The 23286-nt window shown below is 39.8% G+C and carries 17 protein-coding genes; 8 read left to right on the top strand and 9 right to left on the bottom strand.

The annotated features are described in order from the left end of the window. Positions 1–888 precede the first annotated feature (888 nt). The gene (locus tag R2Q78_RS12370; protein WP_316792309.1) at positions 889–1374 is read left to right on the top strand and encodes a hypothetical protein; all 486 of its coding nucleotides are present in this window, start codon (positions 889–891) and stop codon (positions 1372–1374) included. Positions 1375–1393: 19 nt separating this feature from the next. Here the strand turns inward: R2Q78_RS12370 and R2Q78_RS12365 are convergent, their stop codons facing one another. Beyond that, positions 1394–2017, bottom strand: coding sequence for an ATP-binding protein (locus R2Q78_RS12365; RefSeq protein ID WP_410478489.1), 624 nt, complete (start codon positions 2015–2017; stop codon positions 1394–1396). Positions 2018–2662: 645 nt separating this feature from the next. Between R2Q78_RS12365 and R2Q78_RS12360 the strand changes: the two genes are divergently transcribed. The 4 genes from R2Q78_RS12360 (at position 2663) to R2Q78_RS12345 (ending at position 9736) form a co-directional block, all read left to right on the top strand. Continuing rightward, positions 2663–3265, top strand: coding sequence for an RNA polymerase sigma factor (locus R2Q78_RS12360; protein WP_316792305.1), 603 nt, complete (start codon positions 2663–2665; stop codon positions 3263–3265). A gap of 93 nt (positions 3266–3358) precedes the next feature. Next, entirely contained in the window at positions 3359–4543 is a 1185-nt protein-coding gene (locus tag R2Q78_RS12355; RefSeq protein ID WP_316792303.1) for a FecR family protein, read from the top strand. A gap of 102 nt (positions 4544–4645) precedes the next feature. Further along, entirely contained in the window at positions 4646–7999 is a 3354-nt protein-coding gene (locus R2Q78_RS12350; protein WP_316792301.1) for a TonB-dependent receptor, read from the top strand. A gap of 12 nt (positions 8000–8011) precedes the next feature. Continuing rightward, positions 8012–9736 carry a RagB/SusD family nutrient uptake outer membrane protein gene (locus R2Q78_RS12345; RefSeq protein ID WP_316792299.1) on the top strand — a complete coding sequence of 575 codons (1725 nt, stop codon included), beginning with the start codon at positions 8012–8014 and terminating at the stop codon, positions 9734–9736. A 44-nt stretch (positions 9737–9780) separates the two neighbouring features. Here the strand turns inward: R2Q78_RS12345 and tyrS are convergent, their stop codons facing one another. Next, positions 9781–11067, bottom strand: coding sequence for a tyrosine--tRNA ligase (tyrS, locus tag R2Q78_RS12340; RefSeq protein ID WP_316792296.1), 1287 nt, complete (start codon positions 11065–11067; stop codon positions 9781–9783). Between the two features lie 102 nt (positions 11068–11169). On the opposite strand from tyrS, the gene R2Q78_RS12335 reads away from it, so the two are divergent. From R2Q78_RS12335 to dapA, 3 genes are read left to right on the top strand one after another with little or no spacing between them, the layout of a single operon-like run. After that, entirely contained in the window at positions 11170–11856 is a 687-nt protein-coding gene (locus R2Q78_RS12335) for a hypothetical protein (RefSeq protein ID WP_316792294.1), read from the top strand. A gap of 23 nt (positions 11857–11879) precedes the next feature. Next, positions 11880–13892, top strand: coding sequence for an NAD-dependent DNA ligase LigA (ligA, locus tag R2Q78_RS12330; protein WP_316792292.1), 2013 nt, complete (start codon positions 11880–11882; stop codon positions 13890–13892). A 10-nt stretch (positions 13893–13902) separates the two neighbouring features. Next, positions 13903–14781 carry a 4-hydroxy-tetrahydrodipicolinate synthase gene (gene dapA, locus R2Q78_RS12325; protein WP_316792290.1) on the top strand — a complete coding sequence of 293 codons (879 nt, stop codon included), beginning with the start codon at positions 13903–13905 and terminating at the stop codon, positions 14779–14781. Between the two features lie 94 nt (positions 14782–14875). Here the strand turns inward: dapA and R2Q78_RS12320 are convergent, their stop codons facing one another. From R2Q78_RS12320 to murG, 7 genes are all read right to left on the bottom strand, one after another. After that, a complete protein-coding gene (locus R2Q78_RS12320) occupies positions 14876–15052 on the bottom strand; it encodes a histone H1 (protein WP_316792285.1) in 177 nt (58 codons plus the stop codon). A 260-nt stretch (positions 15053–15312) separates the two neighbouring features. Continuing rightward, positions 15313–16554 carry an aminotransferase class I/II-fold pyridoxal phosphate-dependent enzyme gene (locus R2Q78_RS12315; RefSeq protein ID WP_316792283.1) on the bottom strand — a complete coding sequence of 414 codons (1242 nt, stop codon included), beginning with the start codon at positions 16552–16554 and terminating at the stop codon, positions 15313–15315. A 165-nt stretch (positions 16555–16719) separates the two neighbouring features. Then, positions 16720–18354, bottom strand: coding sequence for a cell division protein FtsZ (gene ftsZ, locus R2Q78_RS12310; protein ID WP_316792281.1), 1635 nt, complete (start codon positions 18352–18354; stop codon positions 16720–16722). Between the two features lie 129 nt (positions 18355–18483). Continuing rightward, positions 18484–19842, bottom strand: a complete 1359-nt coding sequence (ftsA, locus tag R2Q78_RS12305) for a cell division protein FtsA (RefSeq protein WP_316792279.1) — start codon at positions 19840–19842, stop codon at positions 18484–18486. Between the two features lie 25 nt (positions 19843–19867). Beyond that, the gene (locus tag R2Q78_RS12300; RefSeq protein WP_316792277.1) at positions 19868–20824 is read right to left on the bottom strand and encodes a cell division protein FtsQ; all 957 of its coding nucleotides are present in this window, start codon (positions 20822–20824) and stop codon (positions 19868–19870) included. Next, positions 20817–22172 carry a UDP-N-acetylmuramate--L-alanine ligase gene (murC, locus tag R2Q78_RS12295; protein WP_316792275.1) on the bottom strand — a complete coding sequence of 452 codons (1356 nt, stop codon included), beginning with the start codon at positions 22170–22172 and terminating at the stop codon, positions 20817–20819. The genes R2Q78_RS12300 and murC overlap by 8 nt, the downstream gene beginning before the upstream one ends. After that, positions 22162–23286: an undecaprenyldiphospho-muramoylpentapeptide beta-N-acetylglucosaminyltransferase gene (murG, locus tag R2Q78_RS12290; RefSeq protein ID WP_316792273.1), complete on the bottom strand. Its 1125-nt coding sequence runs from the start codon at positions 23284–23286 to the stop codon at positions 22162–22164. Before murG ends, murC begins: the two co-directional genes overlap by 11 nt.

Here is a 23286-nt window from a genome sequence, read left to right as displayed (position 1 = left end):
TGTCAAAAAAAGATTTCATATTTATTCTATTAATTCCACGTTTAGTGGAAAACCGCAATTTCTGATTTTTCTCATAAGAATTTGTTAAAACACGCTGACAAAGTTTTCATGTGAGTGGCCGAATCTTTCTTTCAATAACCGGTTTTTATTAATTAATCCCCCCTTGAAATAAGGATGGGCCTGGAATGTGCGGCTATTTCACCTTACTTTATTTTTGCCTCCATATTGCTATATTTTTGCCTTTGTTTTGCAAAAAGCAAAAGGATAGCAAAACAATAGCAAAAGGAAAGCAAAACAATAGCAAAAGAAATATGCTGCATAGGCTGAGTACAATTATGGAAGATCACCTGACGAAAACTTATAAACTGGATTGAATTCAGAGTTCCATCTTCTGCATTTTCATTGTGATATTCAACACGAAAAATATTGGCTTTTTAATCAAAATATTGCAAAATCATCCAAAATATTAATTACAGAGAAATGTTTGGTTGAATTTTATCTTTTGAGTATATTTGGTAAAAATTAAAAGTATGTGATAAGCTAATATTATACATTTGCAAAATCTTCAAAATATTTGGAGCATTTAGCACTTAAGAATCTCGCAACAGAAACGTAGGAAATTTCAAGCATAGACGAGAGGATAAGTGAAAGGTGCTCACGCGTTAAAAAGCGTGGGCCCCGCTTATTCGTCTATGGGCCTCCTACGGCCTCTGTTGCGGTAAGTGGGGTTCCACGCTTTTTGCGTTTCATAAGCATTAGGCGAAACACAATCAGGCAGCCAACCTGAGTCCACTTTCAGATTCTGTATCATATCTGCTTAAACCAGGCTAACAGAATGCTATGAAAAAGATCTAAGAAACCAAGTCCCATAACTAAATATATAATCTAATGAACAGAACGATAAAAATGGTCGTAATGGCTGTGCTTTGCCTCAATTTTTGCTATGGACAGAACAAGAAAAATTGCCCTAAGCCTGGAACTACTCGAACTCACATCTATGCTTTTACAGGCTATAAGTCTGGGTATAAGAGCAGCTGTCGCATTAGTGCAGACGAGTTTATGCGCGGGAAGATGATTACTATCCGAAATTACACCATTCCGCAATTGTATGCCATTGCTCTGAGATTGGCGCCACCTCATGACGCTTCTTTTAAAGCCAGTGAACAGGAGAAAGTCATTATTGATGTTCGCCAGCCTGAGAAATTGAAGCAGCTCTACTGTTATAAATTGGTAGTGCCTTACAACCATCAGGATGATTTTTATGTACTGATGCACAGAAGCCTTGATGGTGAATGGCCGGAGTATGAAGTGAAAATCGAGAAAAAGGGTAAGGAATGTTTTATAGTGATCAGAGATAAGGAGCAGTGGTTATAGCCTGTCCGTTTTCTATTATCTATAACATTTTCAATCTTGTTACAATAAAATCATACAGACTGATGATAGTAACATCATGACTAGAGGTATAAGTATCGCTCTGCGGGGTAATAATAAAACTAGACTTAGGCTCAAGATCTTGTATACAGTTTAAAAAGCCTCGGGATACGACAGGTGAATTTGATAATTTGATCTCTATACAGGCTATGGGAGTAATGCCTTGAACGAGCAGCAGATCACATTCAGCCCCTGCCTGTGTCCTGTAAAAGAACACATCCAGGTGATCTGGCTTAGCCTGAAAAATTTGTTCTACCACGTAGCCCTCCCAGGAACCTCCCGTTCCCGGGTGACCAAAAAGCGCATCCAGGCTCGGTATGTTTAGTAACCGATGAAGTATTCCCGTATCTCGTATGTATGTTTTGGGCGACTTTATCAGCCGTTTCTTTGCATTTACAAACCAGGGCTGTAAACGTCTTACCATATAGCCACCTTCTAAAAAATCAAGGTATTTAACTACCGTAGTGGCACTTACCCCGAGCGAACGGGCGAAAACTTCCGCATTGAGCAGGTTGCCGTTAGAATGGGCCAGCATACTCCAAAAGTTACGCAAAGTAACCGGAGAAAGCGCCACTCCAAATAGCAGCGCCAGGTCGCGCTTAACCTAGTAAATCCAAACTTAAAGTTTGGATTTACTAGGTTAATTATCTTCAATGCGAATAACAAAATCTGCAATTAATTATATAAGCATATATAAATGAGCAATTTATCTATCTAATAACTTGAAGTCAATCCATGAAAATCTGAAATCAGATTTTCATGGATAAATGCAACGCGTCATTCATGACGGAAACCTATGCCGGGATTAATATTCTAAAATTTAGCAGCACGATTAGACATCAAGCAGGTTTAGGGGGGGCTCTGATAGTTTTAGAAAAATCATCGATTTGCAGCGGTAAAATACACATTCTACCGAACAATTGGCTTTATTGGGCTTGTATCGCTCTTTTCTACTGCTAAAGTAGGAACATACTAGGAAGAGAGCAGGAAGAAAGCAGGAAAAGGTCAGCAAGAGTTATAAGCCGTGAGCGATGGATACCTAACCTATGCCCCAGTTTTCCGTGTTTCCGTTAACCGGGCCAACAAATCATTTACAATACAACCATTTTCAAAAACTGGGGGCAGCCGATCACTTGATTGAACTCAAAAACCTCAATGATTTGTAATTCATTAATAGAGATATGTTTTAAATAACCAATTATATATCTTCGCAAAGAATTAGTGTAATTTAGTGATCAAAAAAGAACACAACGAATCAGATCTTATTGAAGCTATCGCCGATGGAGATGAAAAAGCATTCAAAACTTTATATACACTCTATTTTAAAAAATTACATAAATTCCTTCTTAAGGTAACCCACAACAACGAAGATGCCGCTTCTGATATTTTACAGGAGTCATTCTTAAGAGTTTGGCTGAATAGAGACAGACTTAGAGAAATAGACAACTTCCAGGCATGGATCTATAAAGTAGTCAGCACTGAGGCTTTGACCCTGATCAGAAAAGAACTTCATATCAAGACAAAGGCTGACAGGCTGCAATCGAACATAGAAAACGAAAATTCAACATTTTGCATCCAGCAATCTGTTGAGTTTACAGAAATCAAGTCGATCATAAATGTAGCTGTACGGGGCCTGGCGCAGCAGCGCCAAACCATCTACTTACTAAGCAGAGAAGAAGGGCTGAGTCCGGACCAGATCGCAAAAAAATTAAACATATCCATCAACACCGTTTACAACACCCTGACCACTGCGCTAAAACTGATTCGCCAGGAACTGGTGAACGCTGGCTATTCTGAATACCTGAGCATCCTCATCATATTAGGTCTTTTTTAAAAAAAAATTCGCTCTCAATAGTAGTCATCTACAAAAGTCTATTCATACTATTAATCTGGATGAAAATCCAAACTAACCAAACAAAGAAACCACATGCGTAACGAACGAATCCGTTATTTACTGGAACAATATTATGGTAATATGCTGTCTGATCATGAGGCTGCAGAATTGTCTCAATTACTCGACACAACTGATCATGAAAAATTAATCGATTTACTCGGACTCACGATTCCCCCTATCTCAGAAACAGAGAATTTTATTGTGGACGAAGCTGCAATAAATACAAGAGTCAATCAAATACTGGCGCTGGACAAGAATTTCCAACTGAAAACAACCCGCAGCACTTCCATGCTCAGATTGCTGAAATACAGTGCTGTGGCGGCTATCGCCATTTTAATTGGATCTTATTGGTTGTTTCATCAAAACTTCAATGCTAAGCCTGATCAAAAAATAGCTGTTGAAAAAGATGTACAGCCAGGGAAAAATGGCGCCATATTGGTGTTGTCAGATGGAACGCAGGTTTCACTGGACAGTGCTCTCGACAGTAAAGTGATCGTTAGCCGCAATGGTTCAAAAATCCGGATCAGCAATGGACAAGTGGTCTATCTGGATAGTAAAAACGTCAAAGAAAATGATTTAAATAGCATTGAAACACCTGTCGGACGGAAATACAACATTACCTTGTCTGACGGTACTAAAGTTTGGTTGAATGCCTCTAGTAGCATTAAATATCCTGTCGCCTTTTCTAAAAAGACCAGAAAAGTGACCATTTCTGGAGAAGTTTATTTTGAAGTAGCAAAAAATCCCCAACAACCATTTATCGTAAACATCCAAAATAGCCAAGCAAACATTGAAGTTCTGGGTACACATTTCAACGTCAATGCTTATGCTGATCATGGCAGTTACAAAACTACCCTACTGGAAGGCAGCATCAAATTAAATGCCGGTAAGCAAAATTATTTATTAAAGCCCAATCAACAGGCTGTTAGCCAACCTGGTTCTGAAAATGTACGGGTAATTAGTGACATCAATCCGGAAGATATCATGGCCTGGAAAAATGATTTGTTCCAGTTTAATGAAGCAGATATAGATGATGTGATGTTGGAACTGGCGAGATGGTACGACATTGAAGTAGTGTACGATGGAAACAGACCTCCGGGTACTTTCACAGGAAAAATCCAAAAAAACCTAACGCTTAGACAAGCCCTCAAAATATTAGGTGCCACACGCGTCAAATATGAATTAACACAAGACAACAAATTGATCATCAAAAACTAAACCCAAGACCATATGAGTAAACACTAACATGCTGCCTGAAGAAGCCATGTGCTTCGAAAACTATTAACTAAAAACATTTAAACCTAAAATCTTTAGCTAAAAATGAACCCTAAAACTAACCAAAAACGAAACAATCACTTGCAGAGCGGGAAGGGCAAAAAGCCCTTCGGTCTCTTTTTTGCCACCATGAAGATTGTCACCTTCCTTACGGTATTTATTTCAACCTTTGCAAACGCAAAAACTTTCTCACAAACTATTAAGTTACAGCTGAAATCTGCGAAAATAGCCGATATTTTAATCGCAATTGAGAAACAGTCTGACTACTCTTTTTTCTACAAAACCGACGATCTACGAGGAATTAAGAAATTGGATGTAAACATCAATGAAAATTCAATTAACAGTGTACTACAACAAGTATTAGAGGGCTTACCTTTAGAATATATTATCGAAAATAAAACTATTGTTGTCAATAAAACCCTTGATAAACCAAGGGTGATGATTGCTGAAAAAATAGCGATTCCACAAGCCATTACAGGCACTATTAAAGACCAAAGTGGCTTACCCGTTACCGGAGCTTCTGTAACGGTGAAAGGTACTAACCGGGTTACACTCAGTAATGCCCAAGGTTATTTTAGCATAGAAGCAACTATCGGCGAAACACTAGTGATCAGTTCTGTTGGTTTTACTCCTCAGGAAATCAAAATAAGTGGTCCGTCTTTAGGAAATATCATCCTTAGCGAATCGCTTGAGACACTCGGAGAAGTAGTGGTAATGGGCTATAACACTCAGAAAAAAGAAAGTCTCACCGGTGCCATCAGCACAATCAGCGGAGATAAACTAAAAAATGTGACCTCTCCTAACGTACAAAATCTACTTGCCGGAAAAGCTCCCGGCCTGTTCGTTGCACCTGGCTCAGGAAAACCGGGGACCGCAGGTTCAGTGATCATTCGGGGACAAGCTACTTTGAGCGGAACAACCAGTCCGCTGTGGGTGATAGATGGAGTGATCATAGGCTCAAGTCCGGGAGAGCTAAATCCGGAAGATATTGAATCTATGACGGTATTAAAAGATGCTGCATCCACTGCTATTTATGGTTCTCAAGGTGCCAATGGTGTAATTGTTGTGACTACCAAACGTGCAAAGGCCGGACAAATGACCGTAGATATTACCTCCAGAAATGGCTTTACCCAACTTACAAACGGCAACCTGCAGGTGATGAACGGAGCGGAATTATATGACTACTTTTCTTCTTTTGCCAATGCAAGTGCCATTACCTTCCCCCGCTGGAAACCAGAGTTGCGCAACAGCAATTTCGATTGGTGGGACCTGGCCACTAAAAATGGCTTCAACCAAAATCACAACATCTCTTTGCAGGGAGGGACTGAAAAACTCCAGTCATTTCTTTCTCTAGGATTTTATGATGAATCCGGCGCTATCAAAGGATATGATTATGAACGCTACAACTTCAGATTAAACACGGTTTACAAGCCTTTCAGCTGGCTGACTGTCAAGCCTTCTTTAGTTGGCTCACGTCGTGGTGTTACCGACAGACAATATTCTGTAACTTCAATTTATTCAAATCTTCCCTGGGATAGCCCCTATGATGCCGACGGCAATTTAGTACCTCACCGGTCCAGTTTATGGGTAAATAGTGTAAGTACCAACTATCTTTATGACCTGCAATGGAATAAATCTGCGAATACCAATTACGAGTTTATGGGTAATATGGATTTTGATATTAAATTATCTAAAAGCCTGACCTTTTCTTCTGTTAACAATTACAGATTTAACACCTACTCTGCCAGTGGTTATACAGATCCCCGTTCAAATGGTGGACTGAGTGTAAACGGGCGTATCACAGATTATAGATCAGAATATGCCCGTCGCTATACCAATCAGCTATTGCGCTATAACAACACATGGGGTAAGCATAGTCTAAATGCCCTTGCAGGATACGAATTCAACGACTTCAGCAGTAAAACTTTAGATGTATACGGAACGGGTCTGGCACCGGGCTTTGAAGTCCTGGATGTGGTATCAAAACCTGAAAGGACAAAGGGAGCAATAAATGAATGGGCAGTACAGTCTTTGCTGTTCAACTCGAATTATGCATACGATGGGAAATACCTTGCGCAGGTATCCTTACGAAGAGACGGTGCCTCAAATTTCGGCAAGAAATACGGGAACTTTTTCTCTGTTAGTGCAGGGTGGAATATCAACCGCGAAGAATGGTTCAAAGCAGATTTCATGAATACACTTAAACTTCGTGCTGCCTATGGTACCGTAGGAAACCGTCCTTCGGCACTATATCCTCAGTATGACTTGTATGCTGTGAATGCGTCTGCCAGCTACAATGGAGTTCCAGGACTTTTGATCAGCCAGATTGGCAACAGAAACCTAACCTGGGAAGAAACCTACACCAGCGGATTGGGATTAGATGCGACTGCTTTCAACAACAGGGTAAGACTAACACTAGACTACTATATTAAAAACACTGACAACATCTTGTACAATGTGCCGATTAGTGGCTTGACAGGCGTAACCAGCATCTGGCAAAATGTGGGCAAAATGCAAAATAAGGGTATAGAGATAGCGCTTGGAGGCGACATTCTACATACGGAGAACCTATTATGGAGCCTGGATGTAAATGTTGGACACAATGTCAATAAGCTTACAGATATCTATAAAACCCGAAATTCAGATGGAACTTACTCCGCCAAACCAATTATTATAGGTGATGACCTGGGTATTGCGGGCTCGGCACGCAGGGTACTGGAAATTGGACTGCCTGTTGACACCTATTACATGCCGGAATGGGCTGGCGTTAATCCTGATGACGGCAAGCCTTTATGGTACACCGTAACCAGAGATGCAAATGGCAATGAAACAGCGAGAACAAAAACTTCTGATTATTCAAAAGCCAGTCAGGAAAAACTTGACAAAGCTTCGCCGGATTTATTTGGTGGCATCACCACTTATTTGAAATGGAAGAAATTTGATTTAAACGGGGTATTCGGCTATTCAATTGGTGGAAAAGTGTACAACTATTCACGTCAGGAATATGATTCTGATGGAACTTATACGGACAGAAACCAAATGAAATTAATAGATGGCTGGAAGAGATGGGAGAAAGCTGGTGACATTGCCACACATCCCATAGCGCGATATAACAACCAGGATAAAGGAAATTCTATGTCTTCACGCTATCTGGAAAGTAATGATTTTTTCAGATTACGTTCTTTGGCGGTAGGCTACAACTTCGATCTTAAAAAGTATAACGTCAGAAATCTAAGGGTTTACCTATCAGGGGAGAATTTATTTGTAATCACTAAATATTCTGGAGTAGACCCAGAGATACCTGTGAGAGAAGACAATCAGGCAATATTATTTTCTACAGGACCATCTGTTTACCCTATGGCCAGAAAATTCATGTTAGGACTTAATGTTTCATTCTAAAGTGCATAAAAAATGAAAAAAATATTAGCAATACTTTTTGTTACCATAACCCTATCATCCTGCGAGATTGATAGAGATCCATTTGGATCAATGAAATCTGATAAGATAAACGAGAACCCTGAAGGGTCTATAGATGGTCTGTTGAACGGAATGTATGGCCAGTTGAAGGCCTGGTCAGACCCAATGCACCGCCTGGGTGAATATGCAGGGGACAATATAATGATCAGAGGTTCTTCTACGGATGCATTCTATGAGTTCATTTCCTTTGCCAGAACTCCGAATAATGGGAGATTGGCGACTTTTTGGGATAGTGGATATAAAGCAATTGCACAGGCGTCAAATATCATCAATAAGATTCCACTAGGCAAAAGCCCTGAACTGGACAGCAAGCTTGGAGAATGCTTTTTTGTCCGTGGGATGATGTATTTTTATTTGGTGCGTGCGTTTGGACGCCCATATTATCAAAACCCGGAAACCAACCTCGGTGTGCCTATTGTGAATGGTACTCCGGATGATGTAATCAATGCAGCTTTCCCGGACCGGGCTACTGTTAAGGCTACTTACGAACAGGCGATCTCCGACCTGAAAAAGGCTGAACAGTTAATTTCAGTGAACAAAGGCCCTATTTTTGCATCTAAAGAAGCTGCGCAGGCGCTACTTTCGAGGGTCTATCTGTACATGAGCGGGACTTATACCACTCCTAACCCAACTTATGCCCAACTGGCCGTAGATTATGCGACGAAAGTAATTAGCGGATCTACAAGATATGGCTTACTGTCGAGAGCTGATTTCATGAAGTACAGCACCTTTACACCCGAAAGCAACAGGGAAACCATTTTTGCAATTAAACGTGTAGCATCCGAGTTTTCCGGTGACGATCATTACTATGGTATCGGCGGGATGTATTCAAATATTGGCGGGATGGGCTGGGGAGAAATGTATGCCAGCGCAAAATACATTGGTTTATTGAATGAAACCGGGAGAAATGACTGGAGACCTGATAAATACAAAATTGTAGATGCCAGAGCTGCTTTCATTGAGCCTACTTATTCTAAAAATGCTGCCGGTGCTTACACAGAGGTTTTCAGATTTATTAAGGATGATGCCGGGAATACATTGAACTATGCACAATTAACCACCACCCGTAACGGGAATACAATTACCTGCGTAGAGGGTGTGAGTCCAAATCAGGTAGTTTATACCCTTACTCCTGTTGATGCGGCACAGGATATTTATTCTATCAGTTACAAAGACGGCAAAACCTACACAGGCGTAATTGATTATTTTATCACCTTAAATCGCGCTTACCCTCAGTTTTACATTGTTAAAGCCTCACGTGAAGGAGAAAATTCTCAATTGCATTCTCCGGTAATTAGCAGACTGGCTGAAGTATATCTGAACAGAGCAGAAGCTTATGCCAAATTGCAAAATTACACAAGTGCGCTTAGCGATTTAAATGAAGTTAGACGCCGTGCCATTGTAAATGGTGGATATGGTTCTTTAACTGCTGCAAATGCGGGAGATTTAATTGATCAAGAAAGGCAATTGGAACTGGCTTATCAGGCGGAACGTAGTTTTGACGTATTCCGTAACGGGAAGTCACTCTCACGTCCATATCCAGGTCCTCAAAATCAAACGGGAGAAATAACTGCTACAGATTTCAGGGTTACTTACTATATCCCTCAAACTGCTATTAATTCATACCCGGGAAAATTAACACAAAACCCGACCAATTAACTCATAAAAAAGAGCGGCTAAATTAGCCGCTCTTTTTTTCTTGTCTATTCCACAATCAACAGGAAATAATTCTTCTTTCCTTTTTGTACAATGATATACTTATTGTTCAGCAGATGATCTGTATTGAAAACAGCTGTCATCTCTTTGATTTTTTCCTTATTCACGGAAACTCCCCCACCTTGTATGGTCTTTTTCACTTCACCTTTTGAAGGGAATACGCTTGTTTTCTCGGCAAGTAGCGTCGCAGCATCTATGCCTTGCTCCAACTCATTCCTGGAAACCGGAAACTGAGGCACGCCTTCAAAGATTTCCTTAACCTGCACATCGCTCAACGTAGCGAAAAACTCCAGGGAACCATTTCCAAATAGGAAATCAGAGGTTTTAATGGCTGTTTCTAAAGCTTCTTCAGAGTGCGTTCTGATGGTGATGTCTTCAGCAAGGGCCTTCTGCAAAATACGCATGTGAGGAGCAGCATCGTGTTCAACCTCCAACGCTTCTATTTCTTCTTTTGTTTTCAGTGTAAATATCCTGATCCATTTCTTGGTATCCTCGTCAGAAGCGTTTAACCAGAACTGGTAGTATTTATACGGAGAAGTTTTTTCCGGATCCAGCCAAACTGCACCGCTTTCGGTTTTACCGAACTTAGTCCCATCGGCTTTCTTGATCAGTTGTGTCGTTATTGCAAAGGCAGTACCTGCATCTTTACGTCTGATCAGTTCAGTCCCGGTAACGATATTGCCCCATTGATCTGAACCGCCCATTTGTATCAGGCAGTTTTTATTTTTCCATAAGTAATAAAAATCATATCCCTGGATCAGCTGGTAGCAAAACTCAGTAAAAGAAAGCCCTGAATCACCTTCCAGACGTCTTTTCACACTGTCTTTTGCCATCATATAATTGACGGTGATGTGCTTACCAACATCCCTGATAAAGGTAAAAAGATTCATATCTCTAAACCAATCTGCATTGTTGACCATCACGGCACCATTGCCCCCTTCTTCAAAATTGAGGAATTTGGAAAGCTGGCGTTTCATTCCGGCAAGGTAAAGCTCGATGATCTCTTCTGTTTGCAGGTTACGCTCGTCAGACTTGCCGGAGGGATCTCCTACCATTCCTGTCGCACCACCCACAAGCGCATAAGGCTTATGACCTGCACGCTGGAAATGGATCAAGGTCATGATTTGGGTCAGGTGACCAATATGCAGTGAATCTGCGGTCGGGTCAAAACCTATGTATCCGGAAGTCATTCCTTCATTCAATTTCTCCTCAGTACCAGGCATCATGTCCTGCAACATGCCTCTCCAACGTAACTCTTCAACAAAATTGGTCATTCTTTTATGCTTTTGGGGCAAATATATAAAAAGCTAAGTTATCCTTAAATTCATATTGACCCGAAGCAGTTAAAACATTTAAAAATCGCTACTTTTAAAGCGATGAACTTTCTATCGCATTTTTACTTCGACAAACACAACCCTGACGAAAATAGGGTACTGGGAGTCGTTTTGCCAGATTTTATTAAAAATGCACAGAAGGACATCAACCTGTATCCCTTAAAAGAAAAACATTTGTTTCAGGAGGTCAAACATCAGCAATCGATCCTTAAGGGCTGGGAAAGACACATACAGGTGGATAATATTTTTCATTCTTCTGATTTTTTCAAATCGCAGACCAACGTATTAAAACAAATCATCCTTCCAGTTTTTGAAAACAGTCCGGTAAAGCCTTTTTTCATGGCGCATATTGGTCTGGAGCTGGTTTTGGATCATTTACTCGTTACTGAAGGAATCATCGACATCAATACCTTTTATGATCAGCTCCTTAAAGCTGATAAAGTTGCGTTGAATGATTTTCTACAGAAAGCCGGACTAACAGACACTACGATCTTTTTTAAGTTCCTTGACGGCTTTATTTCAAGCCGGTATTTATTGAGCTATCAAAAAATAGAAAATATATCCTATGCGCTAAACAGGATTTGCATGCGCATTTGGGACAATCCGTTTACGGATGCTCAGTTGGCAATCTTGACAGATAAGTTGTTTATTTTTAAAAATCTAATAAATGACCAATACCTCTCCATTTTCGATGAAATCACTCAGCACCTGAATCAGGAGCAAATTTAAAGGGATTTTGTATCTTCGCTCTTATGTCACTATTCGATATTAAAGACAGGATGGATGCTTTGGTTAAGGAGCTTAACCAACATACTTACAATTATTATGTTTTGGCGATGCCAACCATTGCGGATTATGAATTCGACAAGAAGTTGGAGGAACTTGCCAAACTTGAAAAAGAATATCCTGATTACGCAGACCCGGATTCACCGACGCTCAAGGTTGGAGGTGATATTACAAAAACATTTACCACTGTAAACCATAGGTGGCCAATGCTTTCTTTAGGAAACACGTACAACGAGCAGGATCTAAGGGATTTTGATGACCGGGTAAGAAAAACAATTGGCGATAGCTTTGAGTATGTATGCGAACTAAAGTTTGATGGTCTGTCCATTAGCCTCACTTATGAGGACGATAGACTGGTGAGAGCTGTTACACGTGGCGATGGAACAAAGGGAGATGATGTGACAACTAATGTGAAGACAATAAACAATATCCCGCATAAATTGAAGCATGCTGAAGTGCCTCCTCTTTTTGAGATCAGGGGCGAGATATTTATGCACCGCGCCGCCTTTGACAGGCTAAATAAAGAACGTGAAGACCTTGGGGAAGTACAATACGCCAATCCAAGGAATTTCGCGGCTGGTACAGTAAAAATGCAAGACTCTAAAGAAGTAGCGAAACGTCCGCTCGACTGCTTCCTCTATTCGCTGAATACAGATAAGAATTATTTCAAAACCCATTGGGAAAGTCTGCAAACCCTAAAAAGCTGGGGATTCCATGTCAGCAACGATACTAAACTGGTCAGTAGCATCGACGAAGTACTTGAGTTTATTAAGCACTGGGAAAACGAAAGATTTAAGTTGTCCTATGACATCGATGGAATCGTAATCAAAGTAAATAGCTATGCACAGCAGCAGGAGCTTGGTTTCACAGCTAAATCGCCCAGATGGGCAATTTCGTTTAAATATAAAGCAGAAGAGGTACAAACTGTCTTAGAAAAAGTGACCTACCAGGTTGGCAGAACTGGCGCGATAACACCTGTAGCCAACTTAAAGCCTGTTTTATTGGCTGGCACAACAGTAAAACGCGCTACACTGCACAACGCAGACGAAATCGAGCTGCGTTTGAAATTGCATGAAAACGATACTGTGATCGTAGAGAAAGGCGGAGAAATTATTCCGAAAATCATTAGTGTTGTTTTAGAGAAACGCGTCTCTGATGTCCCTGTCAAATACATTAAAAATTGTCCGGAATGTGGCACTCCATTGATCAGAAAAGAAGGGGAAGCCAATCACTACTGTCCGAATGATGAAGCTTGTCCACCACAAATCGTAGGTAAGATCCAGCATTTTATTGGCAGAAAAGCGATGAATATTGATGGACTTGGCGATGAAACTATTGAAACATTCTATCAAAAAGGACTGGTAAAGCACATCAGTGATTTATACACACTTCATAAAAAAGCTGAAGAATTAAAAACGCTGGAGCGGTTTGGGGAGCGTTCGATTGAAAATATGCTCAATGGAATTGAACTTTCCAAGCAAATGCCTTTTGAAAAAGTCTTATTTGGACTTGGAATCAGGTATGTTGGGGAAACTGTAGCTAAAAAATTAGCGTTTGGGACAAAGAATGTTGATACACTGTCTTCAGCTAGTCTTGAAGAGCTGACAGCCATAGATGAAATCGGTCAGCGCATAGCTGAAAGCATTATTGAGTACTTTGGAAATGAGGAACATCTGAGACAAATCGCGCTGCTAAAGTCATATGGACTTCAGTTTACAGCGGTAGAAAACGAAATTGCTTTACAAAGTGACAAATTAACTGGAAAAACATTTGTAATTTCGGGCGTTTTTGAGAATTATAGCAGAGAGGAACTAAAGGACCTCATTGAAAGCAATGGCGGTAAAATATTAAGTGGCATATCTGCCAAACTAAACTACCTGCTTGCTGGAGATAATATGGGACCTTCCAAACTTGATAAAGCGAAAAAACTAAATGTACCCCTGATTTCAGAGGATGATTTATTAGAGATGTTGAAATAATAATTTAAAGATGAACAAATTTCATGGAACCGGTGTAGCATTGGTTACGCCATTTAAAGCAGATGGATCGGTAGATTTTGACGGGTTAAAAAACTTGATCAACTATTTGATCGACGGAAAGGTAGAATACCTGGTGTCATTGGGCACTACAGGTGAAGCATCAACACTCAATAAAGATGAAAAGAAGAAGATCTGGGAATTTACAGCAGAAATAAATAATGGCCGTTTACCTTTAATCGCCGGTATTGGTGGCAATGACACAGCTTCAATAAGCCAAAGCGTTAAAGACTTTGAAGTGAATGGATACAGTGCGATATTATCGGCAAGTCCTTATTACGTTAAACCTACACAGGAAGGAATATACCAGCACTATAAAGCAATCAGTGAGGCTAGTTCTCTACCTATATTCCTTTATAATGTACCAGGTCGTACAGGAAGTAATGTAAGTCCGGAAACTACTTGCCGACTTGCACATGATTTTAAGAATATCGTTGCTACAAAAGAAGCTTCAGGCAACTTTGATCAGTTTAACCAGATCATGAGGGATAAACCTGAAGATTTTCTATTGATATCTGGTGATGATCCGGTTGCTATGCCGATGATCTCATTAGGAGCTGTTGGCGTAATCTCTGTTGTGGGTAATGCACTGCCAAAGCAATTATCGGATATGATCAGATTGTGTTTAAGCGGAGAGTTTGCAAAAGCTCTACCTTTACACTTAAGCCTGCTAGAGTTTACCAAGTTGATGTTTGCGGAGGGGAATCCTGCAGGTGTTAAAGCTGCATTAAAACATTTTGGTGTTTGCGATGATCACCTGAGATTACCATTAGTAAAGGTATCTCCTGCTTTGCGTGAGGCAATTATCGCGGAATCGCAGAAGATTTCATAACACCCTATTATTGGAAACCCAGTTTAAGTTAACTACAATAAAAAAAGCGTCCCGAATATCGGGACGCTTTTTTCATCAAAACAAAAATAAAGTATTAACCTTTATTTTTTGTTTCCTGAATCTCTAAGCGAATCTCTTGAGCTAAGTTTTTAAGATCCTGCATACCTTTACGTACACGTGTTCCAGCAGCACTGTTTGCTTTGTTGTAGAATTTGTCTGCATCAGCTTCTAAAGATGCTACAAGCTCCTTTACTTGATTGAATTTTTTCATCGTTAATTTACTCCTTTTAGGTTTTTAAGGTTTTGATTAATACTCTATTACTAAAGTAAGGTGTTTATTTTAATAAAAAAACTTTTAGAATAATAAAAAAATATGCTAAACCTTGTTTTTTTCCACATTCAAGGGGATTATAAACAATTAACCGCACTAAAAACAAGACCAACACACTAAATACCAGCAACTTACAAATAATAATTCACAAAAAAGCCCCTTTAAACTCAATTAGAGGGGCTTTTCTAAAACTTTTGCTTTTAGGAAATCGAAAATTGATTTTCTTTATAATAACCATTCTTAAGTTTATCCGAAACTTCACTAAATGCATCAAGTGTACGCTGAACATCTTCCAGCGTATGAACCGCTGTAGGTATTAATCTAAGTTCTATCAGTCCTTTGGGAATAACCGGATAAACAACGATTGAACAGAAGATACCATAGTTCTCACGAAGATCCATTGTTAGAGCCGTGGCTTCAAGTAACTCTCCTTTTAAAAACACAGGAGTCACCATAGTATTGGTAACACCCAGATCAAATCCTCGTTCTCTTAAGCCCTGCTGAAGGGTTGTCGCAATCGTCCAAAGCTTCTCTCTAAGTTCCGGGTTATTTTTTAATAGCTCAAGCCTCTTCAATAAGCCAATAACCATTGGCATTGGCAATGCTTTTGCAAAAGTCTGAGACCTCATGTTATACCTGAAGAAGTTCGTCATCTCTTCCGTAGAAGCCACAAATGCGCCTATACCCGCCATAGATTTAGCAAATGTGCCAAAGTAAACGTCCACACCATCAATGCAGTTCTGTGCTTCATGCGTTCCTGCTCCTGTTGGTCCCATAGTACCAAAACCATGAGCATCATCGATCAATAAGCGGAAATTAAACTCTTTTTTAAGGTCTATAAGTTCTTTAAGCTTACCCTGCGCACCAGACATACCGAAAACACCTTCAGTAATGACCAATATTCCACCACCACTTTGTTCTACCAGTTTAGTAGCTCTCTCCAACTGCTTACGTGCACTCTCGATATCATTATGCTTATATACAAAACGTTTACCCATGTGAAGGCGCAAACCATCGATAATACAGGCATGCGATTCAGCATCGTAAACAATAACATCATTACGGTCTACGAGACTATCGATAATAGAAACCATTCCCTGGTAACCATAGTTCAATAAAAATGCATCTGGTTTTCCCACAAAGGCAGCAAGTTCCTGTTCCAATTGCTCATGATATTTAGAGTTTCCAGACATCATGCGTGCACCCATTGGGTATGCCATACCAAATTCAGCTGCACCTTTTTCATCTGCTTCTCTAACTTCAGGATGATTAGCTAAACCTAAATAGTTATTTAAACTCCAAACTAAGTGTTCCTTACCTCTAAAATTCATATGAGGAGCAATATCCCCCTCTAATTTAGGAAATGAGAAATATCCGTGAGACCATTTGTGATGTTGGCCAATTGGCCCCATATGTTTCGCTATCTTTTCAAAAATGTCCAATGTTATATGTATTTAGGTTTTTTATTTTTTTGCAAATTTAAGTTTAATATGCCTCATATGCAATATGAAGCAATGGATTGACGACGTTTCGATAGACGCCATTATTATGCCAAAAAAGCCTTAACAAACTTTTGTTAAGGCTTTTATACTTTTACGATTTATTGATTAATCAACATTATCATGTAAAAATGAGTTATTTGGTCTGATCTCTGTTGAACCATCTTCATCATTACTCAAAGTAAATCTTGAAACTTGTGATTCTGAGGAATGCTGAACCTGCTGCAATTGCATTTGTTTACGTTTGTACGCTGGTTCATTTTCCAGTTCCTGTAGTCCATTGCTTGTACGCAACTTCATGCTCAGGTCTTTTAACCTCAAAATCCTTTCTTTTGACTTTCTTAACTGATCTTCTATCGATTCGTCATTTTTATCATCATCTGCACCCGCCTCGATAACTTCATCTTTATGCGGCTCAACGTCATTGTTGAATACAGCAGCTGGTGTTTCGAACACAAAATCAGTTTCTGCAAGCTTGATCTCAAACTCAAAACCTGACTCTTGCTTACTTTCCTGAGCGGGAGCTTCCTCCTCTATCAAAGTATGCTTTACAATTGTATTTTCAGGTTCTTCAGTTTTTCTTGACTTATTAATATTAAAAAGATCACCAAAAAGATCCGATTGTTTAATTTCTTCTTTTGCTTTTAACACCGGCTCCTGAGGCTGTACTTCTACTTTCGGCTCAATAAAAGAATTAACAGGTTCCACTGGCTTCACTAACGGCGCCTCTTCAGGTGTCAGTAAAGAGATCTTTTTAACATTCTTTCTGTCTTCTTCTCTTTGTTCTTTAGTCTGAAATCCTGTAGCGATAATAGTAACAGACAACATATCTCCCAGATTCTCATCAATACAGTTACCCCATATTAAATCTGCAGAAAGACCTGCTTTATCCTGAATGTAATCAGTGATAATAGTTACCTCATCCATGGTTACTTCACGGACTCCGGAACTAATATTTAGCAAGATATATCTTGCGCCTTCTATTTCATTATCTTTTAATAATGGCGAAGCCAAAGCTCCTTCAACTGCGTTCAATGCTCTATTTTCACCTTCGCATGCGAAACTACCCATGATAGATACCCCACTGTCTTTCATAACAGTGCGAACATCTTTAAAATCCACGTTGATGTATCCAGGTACTGTAATGATCTCAGCAATACCTTTCGCAGCCGTCGTCAAAATATCATCCGCTTGTGCGAAAGCTGACCCTAAAGTAAGGTTACCGAATATTTCACGCAACCTGTCATTAGAGATCACCAGGTAAGAATCAACATATTTTTTAAGCTCATCCAACCCGTCATTTGCCTGCATTTTACGTCTCTTGCCTTCAAAAGCGAAAGGAGTAGTAATGATAGCAACAGTCAGAATATCTAATTCCTTAGCTGCTTTAGCGATAATAGGACTGGCACCCGTTCCGGTACCACCACCCATACCTGCAGTAATAAATAACATCTTAGTAGTGCTTCCCAGCATCTGCTTAATGTCATCTATATTCTCTATAGCTGAATTTTTACCAACTTCAGGAATTGACCCGGCACCCATTCCTTCGGTTAAACTTGCACCAAGTTGTACCTTATTAGGGATAGGACTAAACTCCAAAGCCTGGGCATCAGTATTACATATAATAAAGTCTACACCAGTAATTCCTTGACGGTACATATGGTTTACCGCATTACCACCACCGCCACCAACACCAATTACCTTGATGATTGATGACTTATCTTTTAACATTTCGAACTGCATATCTTTATGAATCAGTTATTTAAAAATTCGTTTTTCCTGTTCATCTCTCTATGTAATATTAACACTTTTTTAACAGGCGTTTTCCACAACTGTTAAGAATGTGGAAAAATCGTCTTTTGTGGAAAAATATTACGGTTTTATATAATCCTCGTCACTTACGTTCATGTCGTCTTTGATAAAATCTTTAGTCTTTGCCAGCAATTTATCAAACAATCCGCCTCCCGATCTTTTTACTTTTTCTTTGTCTTTCGGACGCTCCACAAATACTCCTGGCTGCTTCATTTCCTCCAGCAATTCTTCTGCTTTCTGTATACCTTTTATTAATAAACCAACACTTGTAGCATACATGGGGCTCTTCAAATCATCATAGATTGTTTTAGGCATATCCTCGTATTTCGACAAATGCTCGTTAGGATAACCAACCCTGCAATCTAAACCGGTTACATACTCTACCAATTGTGATAGGTGTTTCAATAAGGCACCACCGCCTGTGATAACAACCCCGCCAATCAACTTTTTCTCATATCCTGAAGATTTGATTTCGTAATAAACATGCTCTATGATTTCTTCCATACGGGCCTGGATGACATAAGCAAGGTTCTTTACTGAAATTTCCTTAGGTTCTCTTCCTCTTAAACCTGGTACGCAAATGATTTCATTTTCCTTATTTTCTTCAGCCAGTGCCGACCCAAAACGGGTTTTCAACAATTCGGCTTGATTTCTCATCACTGAACACCCTTCTCTGATATCCTCTGTTACACTATTTCCTCCAAAAGGAATAACAGCGGTATGACGAATGATACCTTCGTGGAATATCGCAATATCTGTTGTACCACCACCTATGTCCACTAAAACTACTCCAGCTTCCTTTTCTTCATCGCTCAACACCGACTCAGAAGAGGCCAATGGCTCAAGAATTAATTCCTGAGTTTGCAGCCCTGCATTAGTAACACATCTCATGATATTTTTTACGGCCGTAACCTGACCTGAAATGATATGAAAGTTTGCCTCCAGGCGAACTCCTGCCATACCAATCGGATCTTTTATCCCGGGCTCATTATCAATGGTAAATTCTTGAGGTAAAACATGAATAATCTCTTCTCCAGGTGCCATTACCAGCTTAAACATATCGTCTATCAGCTTATCAATATCTTTTTTGCCAATTTCATTGTTAAGCTCCCTGCGCGTCAGGATGCCTCTGTGCTGTAAACTCTTGATATGCTGACCTGCAATACCAACATTTACAACGCGGATCTCCACATTAGATTGTCCACTGGCAAGCTCTACTGCTTGTGATATGCCCTGAACTGTTTTTTGAATATTAGATACTACACCGCGTGTCACACCTGCTGATTCCGCCTTCCCTATACCTAATACTTCTATTTTTCCATGCTGTGTTCTCCGACCAACGATCACACAGATCTTAGTAGTACCAATATCCAAGCCTACAACTATTGGAGATTGAGTGGTTAATTTTTCTTTGCCCATAACGATATTGATTTTGTTGAGTTTATTATATTTTGTTTTTCCTGGTATCTGTTTTATCTTTTTTCTTTTCCTGTTCGGTACTGCTTACTGAAGGTTTTTCTCCAGGGGCTGAATCAGCATCAGGGTTTTCTTGTATAATCTCCTGGTTGTTATTAGAAGCCGTATCTAATATCACCGTGGTTTTCAGCTTAGTTGCTGAAGAATCAATCTTATTCTTCTCACAAACTACCTGATTGGTATATTTTATATTAATTGTTTTATAGGTATCCCATCCAACCTTAGGCATAGCCTGTTTGTAAAAGGCCAGCAAATTTCTCATTTTAACCTCCAGAGAATCTGCACTACCTAAAATTATACGCTGATTTCCCACCCTTGGAACCAACTCCATATCTCCCTTTTCATCTACAAAAAGCTGCTCTATTTGCGCATCCCACAAAGTGTCCTGTTTGATGTATAAAGCTGTTTTGTAAAGATCCCTTGCCAGATCAGTAATCAAAGTATCTACCCTGCCGCTGAAATGTTCCATTATCTTTCCATTCGCCACCAATACATTGGCTGTAAAATTTGGAGAAACAGGCATTTTCAATCCATTTCTATCTATGTAGAAATCCTGGCTATTAAAGTTAATCACCCTTAATATAGGCTGACGCTGTTGAATTTCAACATGAATCACCCCATCCATATCCGCATAGACAGTTGAAAATGCGATATAGGGATTGGCCTTAATGTTTTTCTCAATATCTTCAAGATTGATATCTTCAAGCTTACGCCCAATCAGCTTACCTTGACTTTGTTTTAAGATGGCATCAATTTCTTCTCTTTCTATAAAGTTATCTGCTCCAGGTATTAAAATCTTAACATTTGTACAGGTAAGCGTGTGTTTCTTTACGCCAACAAAACTCATAAGGACAACCAATCCGCTCAGACATATGATCCAGGCAAAGCACTTAAATATCAGTTTCCAGTTTATCCTCTTAAGCATTTGTCAATAAATTTTTAAGTGGTTGTATTAATGTATCTATATCCCCGGCGCCAACTGTTAAAAGTAACTCCGGGTTTTTAATCTTCACCTGCTCAAGCACCAAATCTTTTCCACATACTTCCTTGTCTTTCAAGGTGATCTTATTCAGCAAATAATTCGAATCTATCCCTTCCAGTGGCAATTCTCTGGCCGGATAGATCTCCAGCAATATCAAATCATCTGCAGTGCTCAAAACTTTTGCAAAATCTTCCGCGAAATCACGGGTACGGGTAAACAAGTGCGGCTGGAAAATCACCGTAAGTTTCTTATTAGGATACAACTGTCTCACAGCGCCAAAACAAGCCTTCAGTTCTTCAGGATGGTGCGCATAATCGTCTATATATATGTGTTCTGTTGAATTTACGATATACTCAAACCTTCTTTTAACACCTCTGAAATTACCCACAGCAGCCTTTATCTTATCTGCTGGAATTCCAAGCTTCAGCGCAACAGCTATTGCTACAGTAGTGTTTTCAACGTTGTGTTTTCCCGGCAGCAGTAGTTTTATATCCTCAATAGCTAAATTCTCATCAACATAGTCAAATACAAAACTTGAATCCTCTACCCTGATGTTTTTTGCATTTACCATCGCTGCATCTCCGGCACCATAGGTTATCCCGTTTGCTAAAGGCAAACCTTCTTTTACAAACAAGGTACCTTCAGGCTTCAACTGGCCAGCAAAAAGACGAAATGATTCTTCCAATTGCGAAGCATCTCCGTAAATATCCAAATGGTCAGCATCCATTGAAGTAATAACAGAAATATCCGGGTGCAGGGTCAAAAATGATCTGTCATATTCATCGGCCTCTACAACAACGACGTTATTATCTCCAATTAAAAAATTACTGTTATAATTTGCAGTGATCCCACCCAAAAAGGCCGTACAACCAAAACCTGTATCAGTCAGGATATGGGCTATAATCGAAGAAGTTGTAGTCTTACCATGAGTTCCGGCAACTGCAATGCAAAATTGTCCTTTACTGATGATCCCTAAAACCTGGGAACGTTTTTTCAGCACATAACCATTGTCATTAAAATAATTAAGTATCAATGAATTTTTTGGTATTGCAGGGGTATAAACAACCAGTGTTTCTTCATCATTGCTTAAAAACTCCTGAGGAATTGTAGATATTTCATCAATATAAGAAACTGCCACGCCTTCCGCCTCCAATGTTATGGTTAGGTTTGTCCTTGTTTTATCATAACCACAAACCACACAGCCCCGCTTAACAAAGTAACGGGCAAGCGCACTCATACCAATCCCGCCGACGCCAACAAAATAAACATTCTTAATCGTTTCAAGCTCCATGACCTTGTTTCCTCCTTTCCGCTAAAATCAAGACCTGGCGGGCAATCACATTATCCGCATCCGGCAATGCCATTTTACCTATATTTTCGGCCAACTGTTTACTTTTTTCTTTATTACCAAGAAGGCTCAATGCTTCCAGGACAAGTGTATCCTCCGCAGAAGAATCTGCGATCAGCAGTGCAGCATTATTTTTAACTAAAGCCAGTGCATTTTTTGTTTGATGATCTTCTGCAACATTCGGCGAAGGCACCAGTATTACCGGTTTTTTAATCAGGCAAAGCTCAGCTATTGTACCTGCACCTGCCCTTGAGATGATCAGATCAGCCGCAGCATAAGCCATATCCATTTTATTCAGAAACTCCAGTATCCTGACATTGGGATGGAAATCCAGACCCAGACGTTCCATTATACCTTTATAATAAAACTTACCAGTTTGCCAGATTACCTGCACATCTGCCTTTATCAACTCCGGCAAATGTTTCTCTATGCTTTTATTTAATGTTCCCGCTCCCAAACTACCTCCGGTAACCAGAATTGTTTTTTTCAAGGGATCAAGCCTCAGTAACTCGGCGCCTGCGTGGTGTTTATCAATGATATCCACTACATCTTTCCTAACAGGATTGCCGGTTTTCAATACATTTTCTTCGGGAAAAAACTGCCCCATGTTATCAAAAGCAACACATACTTTAGCTGCCTTTTTTCCCAGCCATTTATTAGTGATTCCGGCATATGAATTTTGTTCCTGAATCAGGTAAGGAATCTTTTTCAGAGAAGCAGCAAATAAAATCGGTCCTGAAGCATACCCTCCAACCCCTACCACTACATCCGGTTTAAATTCGTCAATCAACTGCATAGCCTTCCTCATACTTCCAAACAGCTTGAAAGGAAGGCTAAGGTTTTTCGCAATCGAACCTCTTTGAAGTCCGCTAATGTTTAATCCTACAATATTGTATCCGGCAGCAGGAACTTTTTCCATTTCCATTCTGCCAACTGCACCAACAAATAATATTTCGCAGCCTGGCTCAATACGCTTTAGCGCATTAGCGATAGATATGGCTGGAAATATATGTCCGCCAGTACCTCCTCCAGAAATAATTATTTTAGTTGGTCTCAT

It is taken from the genome of Pedobacter frigoris (assembly GCF_032678645.1).
Lineage (GTDB): Bacteria > Bacteroidota > Bacteroidia > Sphingobacteriales > Sphingobacteriaceae > Pedobacter > Pedobacter frigoris_A.
This window is presented reverse-complemented; position numbering and strand designations above follow the sequence as displayed.

Bases quoted from the DNA above. Each gene is read 5' to 3' on its own strand.
- ftsA (WP_316792279.1), bottom strand. From the start codon at position 19,842: ATGGGCAAAGAAAAATTAACCACTCAATCTCCAATAGTTGTAGGCTTG.
- R2Q78_RS12345 (WP_316792299.1), top strand. From the start codon at position 8,012: ATGAAAAAAATATTAGCAATACTTTTTGTTACCATAACCCTATCATCC.
- R2Q78_RS12320 (WP_316792285.1), bottom strand. From the start codon at position 15,052: ATGAAAAAATTCAATCAAGTAAAGGAGCTTGTAGCATCTTTAGAAGCT.
- R2Q78_RS12300 (WP_316792277.1), bottom strand. From the start codon at position 20,824: ATGCTTAAGAGGATAAACTGGAAACTGATATTTAAGTGCTTTGCCTGG.
- R2Q78_RS12370 (WP_316792309.1), top strand. From the start codon at position 889: ATGAACAGAACGATAAAAATGGTCGTAATGGCTGTGCTTTGCCTCAAT.
- R2Q78_RS12355 (WP_316792303.1), top strand. From the start codon at position 3,359: ATGCGTAACGAACGAATCCGTTATTTACTGGAACAATATTATGGTAAT.
- murG (WP_316792273.1), bottom strand. From the start codon at position 23,286: ATGAGACCAACTAAAATAATTATTTCTGGAGGAGGTACTGGCGGACAT.
- ligA (WP_316792292.1), top strand. From the start codon at position 11,880: ATGTCACTATTCGATATTAAAGACAGGATGGATGCTTTGGTTAAGGAG.
- tyrS (WP_316792296.1), bottom strand. From the start codon at position 11,067: ATGACCAATTTTGTTGAAGAGTTACGTTGGAGAGGCATGTTGCAGGAC.
- murC (WP_316792275.1), bottom strand. From the start codon at position 22,172: ATGGAGCTTGAAACGATTAAGAATGTTTATTTTGTTGGCGTCGGCGGG.
- R2Q78_RS12350 (WP_316792301.1), top strand. From the start codon at position 4,646: ATGAACCCTAAAACTAACCAAAAACGAAACAATCACTTGCAGAGCGGG.
- dapA (WP_316792290.1), top strand. From the start codon at position 13,903: ATGAACAAATTTCATGGAACCGGTGTAGCATTGGTTACGCCATTTAAA.
- R2Q78_RS12335 (WP_316792294.1), top strand. From the start codon at position 11,170: ATGAACTTTCTATCGCATTTTTACTTCGACAAACACAACCCTGACGAA.
- ftsZ (WP_316792281.1), bottom strand. From the start codon at position 18,354: ATGCAGTTCGAAATGTTAAAAGATAAGTCATCAATCATCAAGGTAATT.